This window comes from Orrella sp. 11846, assembly GCF_048820935.1.
Lineage (GTDB): Bacteria > Pseudomonadota > Gammaproteobacteria > Burkholderiales > Burkholderiaceae_B > Algicoccus.
In genome coordinates, this window is record NZ_JBMERD010000004.1 from 21,384 (window position 1) to 34,690 (window position 13,307).

At 49.9% G+C, this 13,307-nt stretch carries 15 protein-coding genes; 12 read left to right on the plus strand and 3 right to left on the minus strand.

Annotated features, from left to right (window positions below; genetic code table 11):
• Positions 1–3 precede the first annotated feature (3 nt).
• Positions 4–1,389: a NarK family nitrate/nitrite MFS transporter gene (locus tag ACOI06_RS04300; RefSeq protein ID WP_420661287.1), complete on the minus strand. Its 1,386-nt coding sequence runs from the start codon at positions 1,387–1,389 to the stop codon at positions 4–6.
• A gap of 30 nt (positions 1,390–1,419) precedes the next feature.
• Positions 1,420–2,634, minus strand: coding sequence for an MFS transporter (locus ACOI06_RS04305; protein ID WP_420661469.1), 1,215 nt, complete (start codon positions 2,632–2,634; stop codon positions 1,420–1,422).
• A 373-nt stretch (positions 2,635–3,007) separates the two neighbouring features.
• Between ACOI06_RS04305 and mobB the strand changes: the two genes are divergently transcribed.
• The 5 genes from mobB to mobA are packed head-to-tail and all read left to right on the plus strand — an operon-like array spanning position 3,008 to position 8,033.
• Positions 3,008–3,529, plus strand: a complete 522-nt coding sequence (gene mobB / locus ACOI06_RS04310; protein WP_420661288.1) for a molybdopterin-guanine dinucleotide biosynthesis protein B — start codon at positions 3,008–3,010, stop codon at positions 3,527–3,529.
• The gene (locus ACOI06_RS04315) at positions 3,522–5,507 is read left to right on the plus strand and encodes a type IV pili methyl-accepting chemotaxis transducer N-terminal domain-containing protein (RefSeq protein WP_420661289.1); all 1,986 of its coding nucleotides are present in this window, start codon (positions 3,522–3,524) and stop codon (positions 5,505–5,507) included. The genes mobB and ACOI06_RS04315 overlap by 8 nt, the downstream gene beginning before the upstream one ends.
• A gap of 7 nt (positions 5,508–5,514) precedes the next feature.
• Complete coding sequence (locus ACOI06_RS04320; RefSeq protein ID WP_420661290.1) at positions 5,515–6,192, plus strand: response regulator; 678 nt, start codon at positions 5,515–5,517, stop codon at positions 6,190–6,192.
• Entirely contained in the window at positions 6,189–7,415 is a 1,227-nt protein-coding gene (glp, locus tag ACOI06_RS04325; protein WP_420661291.1) for a gephyrin-like molybdotransferase Glp, read from the plus strand. The genes ACOI06_RS04320 and glp overlap by 4 nt, the downstream gene beginning before the upstream one ends.
• A gap of 18 nt (positions 7,416–7,433) precedes the next feature.
• Complete coding sequence (gene mobA / locus ACOI06_RS04330) at positions 7,434–8,033, plus strand: molybdenum cofactor guanylyltransferase MobA (protein ID WP_420661292.1); 600 nt, start codon at positions 7,434–7,436, stop codon at positions 8,031–8,033.
• Positions 8,034–8,041: 8 nt separating this feature from the next.
• On the opposite strand, the gene ACOI06_RS04335 is transcribed toward mobA, so the two are convergent.
• A complete protein-coding gene (locus tag ACOI06_RS04335; protein WP_420661293.1) occupies positions 8,042–8,734 on the minus strand; it encodes an MBL fold metallo-hydrolase in 693 nt (230 codons plus the stop codon).
• 231 nt (positions 8,735–8,965) lie between these two features.
• Here ACOI06_RS04335 and ACOI06_RS04340 point away from each other — a divergent pair, with 231 nt between their 5' ends.
• The 7 genes from ACOI06_RS04340 to ACOI06_RS04370 all read left to right on the plus strand — a co-directional run bounded on the left by ACOI06_RS04340 (position 8,966) and on the right by ACOI06_RS04370 (position 13,219).
• A complete protein-coding gene (locus tag ACOI06_RS04340; protein ID WP_420661294.1) occupies positions 8,966–9,940 on the plus strand; it encodes a TRAP transporter substrate-binding protein in 975 nt (324 codons plus the stop codon).
• A gap of 37 nt (positions 9,941–9,977) precedes the next feature.
• The gene (locus ACOI06_RS04345; RefSeq protein ID WP_420661295.1) at positions 9,978–10,529 is read left to right on the plus strand and encodes a TRAP transporter small permease; all 552 of its coding nucleotides are present in this window, start codon (positions 9,978–9,980) and stop codon (positions 10,527–10,529) included.
• Positions 10,529–11,833, plus strand: a complete 1,305-nt coding sequence (locus tag ACOI06_RS04350) for a TRAP transporter large permease (RefSeq protein WP_420661296.1) — start codon at positions 10,529–10,531, stop codon at positions 11,831–11,833. Before ACOI06_RS04345 ends, ACOI06_RS04350 begins: the two co-directional genes overlap by 1 nt.
• Before the next feature lie 195 nt (positions 11,834–12,028).
• Positions 12,029–12,286: a helix-turn-helix domain-containing protein gene (locus ACOI06_RS04355; protein ID WP_420661297.1), complete on the plus strand. Its 258-nt coding sequence runs from the start codon at positions 12,029–12,031 to the stop codon at positions 12,284–12,286.
• Positions 12,279–12,413, plus strand: coding sequence for a hypothetical protein (locus ACOI06_RS04360; protein ID WP_420661298.1), 135 nt, complete (start codon positions 12,279–12,281; stop codon positions 12,411–12,413). Before ACOI06_RS04355 ends, ACOI06_RS04360 begins: the two co-directional genes overlap by 8 nt.
• Before the next feature lie 136 nt (positions 12,414–12,549).
• Positions 12,550–12,801: a type II toxin-antitoxin system Phd/YefM family antitoxin gene (locus ACOI06_RS04365; RefSeq protein WP_420661299.1), complete on the plus strand. Its 252-nt coding sequence runs from the start codon at positions 12,550–12,552 to the stop codon at positions 12,799–12,801.
• On the plus strand, positions 12,791–13,219 hold the full coding sequence (locus ACOI06_RS04370) for a putative toxin-antitoxin system toxin component, PIN family (RefSeq protein ID WP_420661300.1): 429 nt from the start codon (positions 12,791–12,793) through the stop codon (positions 13,217–13,219). Before ACOI06_RS04365 ends, ACOI06_RS04370 begins: the two co-directional genes overlap by 11 nt.
• Positions 13,220–13,307 lie beyond the last annotated feature (88 nt).

The following is a 13,307-nucleotide window of genomic DNA, read 5'->3' on the forward strand; positions in this document are numbered from 1 at the left end:
AAGTCAGCAGGGCATGGGGGCATGACGGCGTGAGTACCACCACCAGGTCACGAGCATGCAACTGACGTAAAAAGCCACAAACACCCAAAGTGCGGCATGGGGGGTGCCTGTGATATCGATCGATGTACCAAAGGTTTTAGGGATAAAAAAACCGCCATAAGCGCCCATTGCCCCAGAAAACCCAAGAACGGCAGCGGCTTCTTTACTGCCATCGGCCATGGCGCGACGCTGAGACTCTTCATCTTTAGCGGCCGCTTGCTGACGTTCTTGCAAGAAGATCACCGGAATCATGCGAAAGGTTGAGCCGTTGCCAATACCAGAGAGTGCAAAAAGCAGGATAAACATGGCCAGAAAGCCTGGGAAGCTGCCTGCAGAATTCGTGTCTGGTAAGAAGTACATGACGCCTAACACGGTCAGAATCATGAGCAGGAACGTCCAGAAGGTCACGCGTGCACCGCCCAGTTTGTCAGAGATCCAGCCGCCGACTGGGCGCAAAGCTGCACCGACTAAAGGGCCCAAAAAGGCATAGGTCACTGGGTTAATGTCTGGGAATTGAGATTGTGTCAGAAGCGCTAAACCTGCTGAGAATCCGATAAAGGAACCAAATGTGCCCAGATACAACCAGCACATGAGCCAGTTGTGCTTGCGCTTGAAAATAATGGCTTGTTCAGAAAACGAGGCTTTAGCATCGCTGATGTCATGCATACCAAACCAAGCAGCCAGCGTTGAAGCGACAATGAAAGGCACCCAGACGAAGCCCGCGTTCTGCAGCCAGATCGTGTTGGTGGATCCATCGGCACCTGTCGTGGTGAAGCCTTCCCCGCCCAGTGCGCCAAACATACCAATCGAGATGACTAGGGGGGTGACAAATTGAACCAGAGAGACGCCGAGATTACCGATGCCCGCATTCATGCCGGTGGCAAACCCTTTGCTCTTTTTAGGGAAGAAAAAGCTGATGTTGGCCATGGAGGAGCTAAAGTTCGCACCTCCAAAACCACACAACAGGGCCAGAATCAGCAAAATGGGGTAGCTCGTGCTTGGGTCGCGCAGCGCAAAACCCATGCCTAGTGCGGGGATCAACAAGCTTGCAGTGGAAATGGCGGTCCAGCGACGTCCACCAAAGATTGGTACCAGAAAAGAGTAGAAGATTCTAAGCGTGGCACCAGACAAAGCGGGCAGAGCAGTTAGCCAAAAAAGCTGGTTTTTTGTGAAATCAAACCCTGCCATGGGCAGGCTCACCACGACGACGGACCACAGCATCCAGATGGCAAAGGCGAGCATGAGAGCCGGAATGGAAATCCATAGGTTTTGATAGGCAATGCGCTTGCCTTCTGTGTCCCAGAAGATTTTTTGCTCCGGTTCCCAACGAGTCAGTACGTAAGAAGACATGAGGTACTCCAGAAGAATTCAATCAAAAAATTAAGAAGACGCTTTTGATATCTGATCGCGACGGAAACTAAAGTGCATCCAGATCAAAGACACACAGACCGTGCCGTACAGCAACATGAAGCTCGACGAACGGATGCCTGTGATGTCGACCAATGCACCAAACATAATGGGCAGCACGAACCCGCCCAGACCCCCAGCGAGTCCAACGACCCCAGAGACCGCACCGATGTTGTCAGGGAAATCGTCTGAAATAAATTTAAAAACCGAGGCCTTACCAATCGCCATGGCAATTCCCACGACAAACAACAATGCGGTAAAGATGGGCGCCGACAGGGCGATCGTGAAGGTTTTAGGTCCATCGATCGTGGTGATGGTGAAATCAGTTTGTGGATAGCTCAGTAAGAAAAAAGCGACCCAAGACACCCACATCACCCACCAAGTGGTTTGATAAGCACCATAACGGTCAGAAATCCAGCCGCCCAATGCTCGCAACACACCGCCCGGTAAAGAAAACACGGCTGCGAGCAAAGCGGCCGTTTGAATGGTGAAACCGTACTCACCCACGTAATACTTGGTCATCCACAGGGCGAGTGCCACATAGCCACCAAAGACGACGGAGTAATACTGACAATAGCGCCAGACACGTGGGTCTTTAAGCATTTTGAGCTGATCGCCCAATGAGGTTCCGCTACTGACCAAGTGGGCAGGGTTGGAGGCAGAAAAAAACCAGAACAAAACAGCTGTGATCAACATTGCCACGGCATAGACTTGCGGCACGATTGTCCAAGCACCCCCTGCTAAGACGATGAGTGCGGGTGCGACAAATTTAGTGACAGCCGATCCCGAGTTACCCGCCCCAAACACACCCATCGCCAAGCCTTGACGGTTTTTAGGGAACCAGCGTGCGACATAGGGGGTACCGACGGAGAATGAACCACCGGCCAAACCGACAAATAAACCCACCACCAGAAAATGCCAGTATTGTGTGGCATAGGACATGAGCCAGATTGGAATCACGGTACAGATCATGAGCCAGAAAAACACGGGGCGACCGCCGTAACGGTCAGTCCAGATGCCTAAGGGCACACGCACGAGAGAGCCCGTGAGGACCGGCATTGCCGCGAGTAATCCAAATTGGGTTTCGGTCAGATCCAGTTGCTCTTTGATCGGGATGCCGATCACGGCAAACATCATCCAGACCGCAAAACAGACCGTAAATGCGATCGTGCTCGATGTCAGGATCATGATGGGTTTGCGTAGTTGGGGCTCCACGTTCGCGTCTCCTCGCAAGATCGGTCTTCGGGTGATAGTTGACGGAGTGCAGACCGAATCACACTCACAGAAAATCGTAAGCAAATTGATGAGGGCTGAACATTCTTCAATCGCGCAGGGTTTTGGCTTCGTTCGGAGTAACTGTCTCTAGTCCTTTTGGAGGAGAGGTTTCTTGTTGGAGGTTTGTTTTAAAACGGATTTTTATGTGTGTGGGAAAGGAGAAAGGGCTGCGTTTGATGATTAAAAACCCTGAATACTCACTTGCTGAGTGTGTATATTGGTGTGATTTGAAGGACAATAGAGAAGGTCGTTCATCGTGAGCGAATCAGTTCGGCAGGTGCGAGTCATGAAAATATTTGGAATTTCGGGTCATTCAGGTAGCGGTAAAACCACGCTCATTGAAGCGATGTTGCCGATTCTGAAAGCGGCCGGCGTACACACCAGCGTGATCAAACACACGCATCATGACTTTGAGCTCGAGCCACCACACAAAGACAGCGCGCGATTTCGGCGCGCCGGTGCGCAGGAAGTGATGACGTGTAGCGCTTGGCGTTATGCCATCGTGCGTGAGCTGGCTGGTGAGGCGATGCCGGATTTGAATTCGCAGATCGATCGGTTAGCACCCTGTGATTTGGTGCTGGTGGAAGGGTTTCATGCCGATCCTATCGCGCGTCTTGAGGTATTTCGGCCGGCTTTGGAACGTTCGCCTCGATGTTTAGATGACCCCAATCTGGTGGCGATGGCCAGTGATGAATCCTTTGAAAGCACTGTACCAATCTGGTCACTCAATGATCCGCAACAGATTGTGCACAATATCTGTGCCCATTTAGGATTGCCCATGAATTCAGGAGGTCGTGACCATGGCTGAGACCGTGCATCCAACTGCGCCTGAATTGTCTAAAGACCGTCGTCGAGATGATGTCAGCCAATCCCCACCACCCCGTCCCAACAAAGATCGGCTCGGCAAGCGTTTGGTGGTGCTGACGATGGCGGCCTTGTTGTTTGGATTGACGATGGTGTTTGGCACTTTATGGCTGTCTTGGACACTGGAAGGTGCCGCCGCGGCCATTAATGATGCGGGTAGCTTGCGCATGCAATCGACGCGTTTAGCACTGACGTTAAGTCAAGGTGAAGCGAGCCGTCATCGGATTCCGGCTTTGATTTCACAGGTCGACGACACCTTGAATAATTTAAGTCATGGCGTGCCATCACGACCTTTGCGCCTGCCGTCCAATGTGGCGGCACAAACCGAATTGGTTCGGGTACAAGGGATCTGGCATGATCAACTGCGTCCTGCAGCACTGGGTTTTTACGAAGGCTCGATGTCATTGGCACGTGCCCAACAAGCGTATGAAATTGCACTTAAAACGTTTGTATCGGACACCAATCGTTTAGTCGGTTTAGTTGAGCAACAAAACGCCCGAGATACCTTTTTATTAAGGGCGTCACAATTCGGTTTGGTGGCCTTGATGCTGGCCGGTGCTGTCGCCATTATTTTCTTTTTATATGCTTGGGTGATCCGACCCATCGAAGCGTTGCGCCAAGGGGTGACGGAAATGGCAGCACGTAACTTCACGTATCGCGTGCCGGTCGAAAGTACGGATGAGATCGGTGAGCTTGCCATGGGCTTTAACGACATGGCTGCTCAACTACGTGAACAATATCGAGAGCTTGAGGATCGGGTTCGTGTCAAAACTGAGCTTTATGCCCGACAAAACAAAGAGCTTTCGACACTTTACGAATTTTCTGCCTACCTAAGTCGTTCAGGTGACATTCGCAAGAAAAGCGAAGGTTTTTTGTCGCGCGTGATCACCTACTTTGGTGCTGATGGCGGCTCAGTTCGGATGTTGGAGCCCAGAACTCGCAGTTTGCGTCTGACGGTACATCAAGGCTTGTCGACCACTTTGGTGGAGCAAGAAGAGTGTATGTTCGTGAATCAATGCTTGTGCGGTCAGGCTGCTGGTGCCCGTGAAACACGGATTCATGACTTCAGAGAGCCTTCTCATACCTATGTCATTCCCTGTCAGCAAGAAGGATTTGGGTCATTGGCCGTGGGGCAGATTCGATATGCCGATCAGCAATTGGGTATTTTGACGTTGCATTTTCAGGTGCCACGACGCTTTAGTGAAGAAGATCGGCGTTTACTCGATACGCTGGGGCAGCACTTTGGGGTTGCCATTGAAAACCATCGTCTGCTGGAGCGCACGAAAGAACTGGCGATTGCCCAAGAACGTAACTTAGTGGCACAAGGCCTGCATGATTCGATTGCTCAAGGACTGAACTTCTTAAAAATGCAGGTTCGGATGTTGAGAGACTCCCTAGATCGACAGGATCAAACGGAGGTCAATCAAATCATGCCTTTGCTTGAGGTCGGCATTAAAGAGAGCTATGACGATGTACGTGAGTTGCTCACGAACTTTCGGATGAAGTCGCCCGAAGGCGACATCGTCATGGCACTTGAAGCGGCTGTGCAACGGTTTGAAACGCAAACTGGCATCACGGTGCAGTTGAATGTCGATAACGCAGGGCCCGTGTTGACGCCCGAACAGCAACTACAGGTGCTGTTTGTAGTGCAAGAAGCGCTGTCAAACGTGCGTAAACATGCGCATGCAACAACTGTTCAGATTGATTTGAGAAATCATGAGGATTTTGAAATTCAGGTCTGTGATAATGGTCGGGGATTTGATTCTAGAAAAGTAGATTTTGATCATGAGCAGCATGTGGGGTTACATATTATGCAAGAACGCGCCAGCCGGTTGGGGGCGCAATTAAATGTGGCTTCAGGGCCAGAGACCGGAACCTGTGTCACCTTGTTGCTGAGTAAAGCTCAGCGCGTTGTGGCCTGAGGTCAATATGGTTCAGAAAACAACTCAAAACCAAGATGCCATTCGAATTCTTTTGATTGATGACCATGCCCTGTTTCGGGGTGGGGTCAGGGCACTGTTAAAGCGCCACGAGGACATGGAGGTTGTAGGCGAGTCGCCTGATGCGTTAGATGGTATTAAGCGAGTCAAAGCCCTTAAGCCCGATGTGGTGTTGCTGGATCTGCATATGCCAGGTATGTCAGGGCTTGGTGCGCTGAAGCTTTTACGCCAAGATTTACCGGATTTACGGATCATTATGTTGACTGTCTCCGAAGACAGTGATGATTTAGCGCAGGCACTTTATTCGGGTGCCGATGGTTATTTACTCAAAAACGTCGATGCGCAAGATTTGGTTGAAGCGATTCGCAAGGTGAGGGCAGGGGAATCGGTTGTGTCTCCCGAGATGACGGCCAAACTGGTTCAAACCTTGCGACGTGGCCCCGACAAGATTGATGACACTTTAGAAAAGCTCACAGCTCGAGAACGTGATGTTTTAGGGGAATTGGCCTCAGGTGCCAGTAACAAAGAAATTGCACGCACGTTAGATCTGGCCGAAAGCACCGTCAAAATTCATTTGCAAAGCGTGCTCAGAAAATTAAAGCTCAATAACCGTGTGCAAGCTGCGATTTATGCGGTTGAGCATGGTTTGGGGGGATCCTCACAATGAAAACCAAGCCGATGAATGTAGCGGAAATGATGTCTGTGGAAACCGTGCGCGAGACATTGTTGGCGCAACTGGGACAACCCCTGTCGATTGAAATGTGTGCGCTGGAGCAAGCCCAAGGCCGTGTACTTGCGCAAGACCTCGTGTCAGGGATTCAGGTGCCTGGGTTTGATAACAGCGCCATGGATGGTTATGCACTGAACTGGCAAGAAGGGGATGGGATCGTTTGGCCAGTCGTGCAAAGAATTGCCGCTGGAGAAGTGGGCTCGCCTTTGGCACGCGGACAAGCCGCTCGGATTTTTACGGGTGCCCCGATCCCGCAAGGTTGTACGGTGGTGGTTCCCCAAGAACAGGTGGTGCAGCAGCAGGACGAATCAATAAAACTGACTGCCTCGGTGCGTTCTGGGCAGCATATTCGGCGTGCGGGGGAAGACATTGAAGCCGGGCAATGCATTCTGAATGCGGGGACACATTTACAAGCACGTCATTTGGGTTTTGTGGCGTCAGTCGGGATTGCACAAGTGCCCGTGTATCGACGTTTGCGCATTGGGGTGTTTTTTACGGGCGATGAGCTGGTTGAGCCCGGTGTGTCTTTACGGCCTGGCACGATCTACAACAGCAATCGGTATGCGTTAGGGGCTTTGTTGCGAAACTTAGGTGCTTCAGTGCAAGACTATGGCGTGGTGTCTGATGACGTGCAAGCGCTCACAGCAGTTTTACAGCAGGCTTCAGAAGATTGTGATGTGTTAATCACAAGCGGTGGTGTGTCTGTGGGTGAAGAAGATCATGTCAAAACTGTGGTTGCCCAACTCGGTCGGATTGATCTTTGGAAAGTGGCGATGAAGCCCGGTAAACCCTTTGTGTTTGGTCAGATCGGTCAAGCCAACTTTATCGGCTTACCTGGCAATCCCGTGAGTGCATTTGTGACATTTGTGTTGTTAGCGAGACCTTTCCTGAAAGCCAAGCAGGGTTATACCGATGTGATGCCGTTGAGCTTGCGCATACCGGCGGCGTTTGAGTGGTCTAGGCTGGGTCGTCAGCGCGAGTTTGTTCGTGTGGCGGCACAGATTGATGAGCAAGGTCATTTGCAGGCCGTACTCAGTAGTCAGAATCAAGGATCTGGCGTGACGACCAGTGTGGCGCAAGCCGACGGATTGGTGGATATACCTGCACAGACAGAGATTGCGCCCGGTGATCTCGTGACCTTTATTCCTTTCGATCGTTAAAGTCAGGCATGTGTGTTTATGAGCGATTCGGACACCACGGATCAACCCGTCCCTGAGTTTCTTTATGATGCGGTCATCTTGGCTGGTGGTCAGGGTCAACGCATGGGTGGGCGCGATAAGGGGCTACAAGTTTGGCAAGACAAAGCGTTGGTGGATCACGTGTTAGAACGTTTGCGTCAACAAACAGTTGCCCCTCAACAGGTTTGGATCAGTGCGAATCGTCATCTGTCAGACTATGCAGCTCGTGGTGCGGTCGTAACCGATGAGGTCGAGGGCTTTGAAGGCCCTTTGCGCGGGGTGCAGGCGGCACTTGCAGCGACGCAAGCTGACTATTTGCTGGTTGTACCGTGTGACACACCTTGTCTACCCCTTAATCTAGCGCAAACTCTCTGGACGCATAGTCAAGGTCAAGCAACTTATGCCTGTGCACAGGGACAGATTCATCCGCTCACTTGCTTGTTACCGACCACTCATGCGCGCGAGACTTTGGAGGTGTTTTTAGCGAATGACCTGCGAAGAGCACGCACCTGGATGGATGAGGTGTTGAAAGCCAAGCAAGTGCCGTTTGAGGATGAGCAAGCCTTTGTGAACTTGAATCACTTGCACGATTTGCAATGAACGCTGGTTTAACGAACGATGAGTTCCAGTCTGGATGGTTCATCCCAAATCCAGCCATTGTCTGAGCGGCGCAATTCAGGATGATGGCCCGGCACAATCACATCTGCGTGGGTGGCGATCCATTGCAGAGTTTGTTCGGCGCGGTTTTGTGGATCAAAGATGTGCCCTGATTCACGCGTGACGAGTTCTCGATAGGTTTTACAGGCGTCGCCAGCCAACACCACGCGCTCGCCTTGTGGGTTGGTGAAATGTAATAAATAGCTGCCCGGTGTGTGGCCCGGTGCGTGTCGATAGTAGAGACCCGGAAAAACCTCACCTTCTTCGTTGTCCAGTCGCTCGACATTGCGAGTGCTCAGGTAATGATTGGTGCCGATACTACAAAACGGATCGTCTTCAGCCGGTGCTTGGGCATATTGCATTTCACTCGCACCCAGCATAAAGCGCGCATCTGGAAACAAATCAATATTGTTTGCATGATCAAAATGCAAATGCGATAAGAACACCGTTCCGATATCCGCGGGTTTTAAACCACGCGCTTGTAAAGCATCAGTCAAAAGCAGTCGTGTACTGTGGTGCCCACAGTCAAATAGGACGGGTGCTTGTCCGTCGGCTTCAATCAGCACAATCGCTGAAAACCCAAAGAAACCACCTTTAAAACTTAAGCTATTGCCTTCGACAAGCGTGTGATGACGAATGTTCATGGTGTGTTACTCAAAAAAGTAATTAATCAGATGTTTGTCAGGTATTTTTCTATGTGTTTGATATCTCTGAAACGACTGTCATCAGTGTAGAGGACAGCGTGATTCTTTTTAAGAGATGTGGGTAGGTGTTTACACCGATTTAATCCCTAGATGATTGACAGGTTCTCATGAAACTGACGATACTGACTAATGGTTACTTATGGTGGTTTCCTCTCATTCGATGGAGAAATTATGAAGCTTTATCAATCTTTGATTGCAGGCGGTTTTGCTATGACTTTGGGTGTGGCGGTTGCGCAGGCCGAGACTTGGCAAATGGCAACACCTTATCCTGAAGCGAATTTCCATACACAAAACATCTTGCAGTTTGCGGATGATGTGTCCAAAGCCACAGATGGCAAACTGACCATTAAAGTGCATCCAGCCGGTTCGCTCATCAAGCATCAGGAAATTAAAAACGCAGTGCGTTCACAGCAGATTCCGATTGGTGAATTTATCATCTCGAACCTTGCTAATGAGAATCCGATCTTCGCACTGGATTCCGTCCCCTTTGTCGCGGTTTCGTTTGATGATTCCAAAAAACTCTACGAAGCTTCTAAAGCAGAGCTAGAAAAAGAACTGGGACGCCAGAATATCAAGGTGCTGTATTCCGTCGCCTGGCCGCCCCAAGGTTTGTATTCCGATCGTCCCATCGAGAGCATTGATGATCTGAAAGGTTTGAAGTTCCGTGCGTACAGCCCACAGACCGAGCGACTTGCACAATTGGCGGGTGCTGTTCCAACCCAAGTTGAAGTGCCTGATCTGCCGCAAGCCTTTACGACAGGTCGCGTCAACGCCATGCTGACCTCCACATCAACCGGTGTGAACAGTAAAGCTTGGGACTATTTGAGTCACTTCTATGACGTGGCGGCTTTCTTACCCAAAAACATCATTGTTGTGAACCAGAAGGCGTTTGATGCGCTGCCAGCGGATCAACAAAAAGCCGTGTTGGATGCGGCCGCAGCAGCTGAAGCACGTGGCTGGGAAATGTCTGAGGCTGATCACACAGCACAGCGTCAAAAGCTCGTCGAAAACGGCATTAAAGTGAGTAACGGTAGCGATGTGCTCAATGCGTCACTTCAAGAAATTGGCAAGAAAATGGGTGATGAGTGGGCCAAAGAAGCCGGTGAGCGTGGTCAGGCAGTGCTCAAGCGCTTTTCTGGTCAGTAATTCACCGTGAAACAACCCAACAGGTGTGGAGACGCTGATGCGAGGTTTGCTTGATGCGCTGTATCGCATAAGCGGTTTTTTTGCAGCTTTGTCCTTAGTGGGCATTGCGGTCATTGTGTTTGGTCAGGTGTTTTTAAATCTGATTGACTATCTGGCCATGCACCTGTTGGGTGTCAGTTACAGCTTATTGATTCCAAGCTATGCCATGTTGTCTGGCTATGCATTGGCATTTGCAACATTTTTGTCCTTAGGTTTGGGTTTGCGTCGAGCCGCGCATATTCGAATCACATTGCTTGAATCTAAACTGCCGTCCCCAATTCGCCGTGGCACGCTAATCGTGGTGTGCTTGAGTGCTGTATTGATGGGGGTGTTGTTTACCGTCAGTTTGGGCAATCTGGCGATGCAGTCTTATGAGTGGGGTGACAAAGCGTCGGGCTTGTTGCGCATTCCTTTATGGATTCCACAAAGTGTGCTTTGTTTTGGGGTGTTTGTCTTTCTAATTGCGGCTATCGACACGCTTGTGGAGATTTTACGAACTGGTCAAAGCGAAGCGTTTCGTGACGACAGTCCTGCTGAAGAGGTTCTGTAATGTCTGAAGCCTTGATGTCTTTGACGCTAGTCGTCGTGTTGATTGGTAGTCTGGCACTCGGTGTTTGGGTCTCGATTGCGCTCTTTCTCACTGGGCTTGCCGGTGTGCTGATGTTCTCTAGCGCACCTCCCTTGAATGTGTTGGCGACCAACATCTGGAGTTCTTCTTCAGAGTGGTCGCTTGCTGCGTTGCCGCTATTTATCTGGATGGGTGAGATTCTGTTTCGCTCACGCATGTCTAAAGACCTGTTTACGGGTTTAGCGCCCTGGATGCGTTCTATGCCCGGTGGCTTAGGTCACGTCGGTATTTTGGCGTCGGGCATTTTTGCAGCGGTCAGTGGCTCGTCAGCGGCCACTTGTGCCACGGTCGCCAAAGTCGCGGTTCCTGAGTTGAAGGCACGCGGCTACGATGAATCGCTTGTGTTGGGGACGATTGCGGGTTCAGGCACGCTTGGGCTTTTGATCCCACCGTCTATTATTTTGATTGTGTACGGCGTGGCTGCTGAGCAGTCGATTGCGCGTCTCTTTATCGCCGGTGTCTTGCCTGGTACGCTCGTGATTGGGCTGTTTATGGCCTATGTGGCCTTATGCTCTTCGACAGGCCGGGTGGTCACGCCTCCCAAAGACCCACCGATGCGTTTTATAGACAAGCTCAAAGCGTCTCGCACACTCATTCCGGTCACAATTCTGATTATCGGTGTTGTGGGTTCCATCTATACCGGTTTGGCGAGTCCCACGGACTCTGCGGCAGTTGGCGTGGTGTTGGCTTTATTGATGAGCTGGTTTTTTGGGGATCTGAACTGGCAAACCTTCAAAGAAGGGCTGGTGGCTGCGACTTTATCGTCATCGATGATTGCATTTATTCTGGCAGGATCCGCTTTTCTGACGCTGGCCATGGGGTATTCAGGATTGCCGGCCACGATTGCGACCTGGATTACTGGCATGGAATTGAGTCATGTGACGTTTTTAGCCGTACTCACGGTATTTTTTGTGCTGATGGGCTGTTTTTTGGATGGGATCTCAATTGTGGTTTTGACCACAGCCGTTCTTTTGCCGGCCGTGCAAGCCAGTGGCATTGATACCATCTGGTTCGGTATTTACTTGGTTCTAGTCGTTGAGATGGGTCAGTTAACGCCTCCGGTGGGACTGAACCTGTTTGTCTTGCAAGGCATGACAGGGCGTGACATCGTGTTCATCTCCAAAGCCGCATTCCCGTTTTTTCTGATGCTGATGGTGGCCGTTGCATTGCTTGCTGTTTTCCCGGATATCGCATTATCGTTACCTGAGATGATGTACGGCAATTAACCCAATCATCACCTTGGGCGCTAGACGCAGTTAAAAAATAAATCCAAGATCACCAGATGAAAGTTGCAGTGCTTTAAATGCACGAAATGGTCGAAATCAGCTAGTTTGACTGTACTTAAAATCATGTTTTTAAGTCCTATATATGGTACATTTTTAACTAAATAATGAGAAAAGTGCTTTATATGGGACTTTTATATGCGATTCCTATCAGAAGACTTTGGTCGCTTGTTACGTAAAATGCGCCAAGATCGCTCATTGACGCAGCAGCAAGCAGGGGAGCTTGCTCGCCTTAACCGAAAAATGGTGATGCGGATCGAGCAAGGCGAGAATGTGGGCATCGAAGAGGTGCATAAGCTTGCTTTTGCGCTAGGCTTTACTTTGTCTCTGGAAGAGAAGATCCGTCCGACATGGGAAAACGCACGTCAATACTTTTTGGATGATGACGATGACTAGTGCTGACTCCGCCAATTGCTTAGTGCGTCTGGTCAAAGTGATCAAAGAAAAACCTGATTTAGATGTGTTTTCGGGCGAACACTACGCTGGACAGCTTTCTAAAGAAAATGTTCGTGTAATTGTGTAAGCTACAGATTGATTTTTGGCAGTAATTAACAGATAAGAACGCTTTAGACTCCGAATCATCCAATTCGAACCTATTGAACAAATCGAACGATTAAGGCATTCTGCTTGGTAATTAGATCGGAACTGAAAGGCTCAAAATGCAAACTTTTACTGCTAATGAGGCAAAAACTAGATTCGGTGAGCTTATTGATAGAGTGCAGCGCGAACCGATCCAGGTCACGCGACACAATCGTGTCGTTGGTGTTATGGTGTCTGCGGAAGATTACAAGGCAATGCGAGCGTTCTATGCAAATCGGCTGCGACACACTCTAAAGCAAAGTGCAGAAGAAGCTGTTTCAAAGGGTTTGACCGAAGAGAAGCTGAAACAGCTCTTATCCGATGACAATTGAGAGAGCTGTTGTTGATACGAATGTTTTGATTGGCGCCGCGCTTTCGCCGCGGTCAGCGTCAGCTCAGATTGTTGATTACTTATTACAGCACGCTGTGTTAGTGTTTTCACGAGAAACTTTCGAGGAGTTTGAAACTAGGCTCTGGCGTCCGAAATTTGATCGCTACCTTAGTATCGATCGAAGACAACTACTAATACACGATTTCTCTGCTGCAGCACAGTGGGTTGACTTGCCTACACCGCCTAGACCAGCATACAGTCGCGATCCTAATGACGGCATGTTCCTTCATACTGCTATCCAAGGAAGCGTTGAGTGGTTAATTAGTGGAGATAAGGACTTGCTGGAACTTCTGCCTACTGACTGGGAATTTGAAATTTTATCGCCAGCACAAGCGTTAGAAAAGCGATGCCTAGATTGAATCTTTAGAAAATATTTGATTGAACAACGACTGAGTATCCCAATGTGAAATTCTCAAATATTCAGTAATGCAAAAATTGGTATTTGAC

Bases quoted from the DNA above. Each gene is read 5' to 3' on its own strand.
- ACOI06_RS04350 (WP_420661296.1), top strand. From the start codon at position 10,529: ATGTCTGAAGCCTTGATGTCTTTGACGCTAGTCGTCGTGTTGATTGGT.
- ACOI06_RS04360 (WP_420661298.1), top strand. From the start codon at position 12,279: ATGACTAGTGCTGACTCCGCCAATTGCTTAGTGCGTCTGGTCAAAGTG.
- ACOI06_RS04345 (WP_420661295.1), top strand. From the start codon at position 9,978: ATGCGAGGTTTGCTTGATGCGCTGTATCGCATAAGCGGTTTTTTTGCA.
- ACOI06_RS04300 (WP_420661287.1), bottom strand. From the start codon at position 1,389: ATGTCTTCTTACGTACTGACTCGTTGGGAACCGGAGCAAAAAATCTTC.
- mobB (WP_420661288.1), top strand. From the start codon at position 3,008: ATGAAAATATTTGGAATTTCGGGTCATTCAGGTAGCGGTAAAACCACG.
- ACOI06_RS04315 (WP_420661289.1), top strand. From the start codon at position 3,522: ATGGCTGAGACCGTGCATCCAACTGCGCCTGAATTGTCTAAAGACCGT.
- ACOI06_RS04355 (WP_420661297.1), top strand. From the start codon at position 12,029: ATGCGATTCCTATCAGAAGACTTTGGTCGCTTGTTACGTAAAATGCGC.
- ACOI06_RS04320 (WP_420661290.1), top strand. From the start codon at position 5,515: ATGGTTCAGAAAACAACTCAAAACCAAGATGCCATTCGAATTCTTTTG.
- ACOI06_RS04335 (WP_420661293.1), bottom strand. From the start codon at position 8,734: ATGAACATTCGTCATCACACGCTTGTCGAAGGCAATAGCTTAAGTTTT.
- ACOI06_RS04370 (WP_420661300.1), top strand. From the start codon at position 12,791: ATGACAATTGAGAGAGCTGTTGTTGATACGAATGTTTTGATTGGCGCC.
- ACOI06_RS04340 (WP_420661294.1), top strand. From the start codon at position 8,966: ATGAAGCTTTATCAATCTTTGATTGCAGGCGGTTTTGCTATGACTTTG.
- glp (WP_420661291.1), top strand. From the start codon at position 6,189: ATGAAAACCAAGCCGATGAATGTAGCGGAAATGATGTCTGTGGAAACC.
- ACOI06_RS04365 (WP_420661299.1), top strand. From the start codon at position 12,550: ATGCAAACTTTTACTGCTAATGAGGCAAAAACTAGATTCGGTGAGCTT.
- ACOI06_RS04305 (WP_420661469.1), bottom strand. From the start codon at position 2,634: ATGATCCTGACATCGAGCACGATCGCATTTACGGTCTGTTTTGCGGTC.
- mobA (WP_420661292.1), top strand. From the start codon at position 7,434: ATGAGCGATTCGGACACCACGGATCAACCCGTCCCTGAGTTTCTTTAT.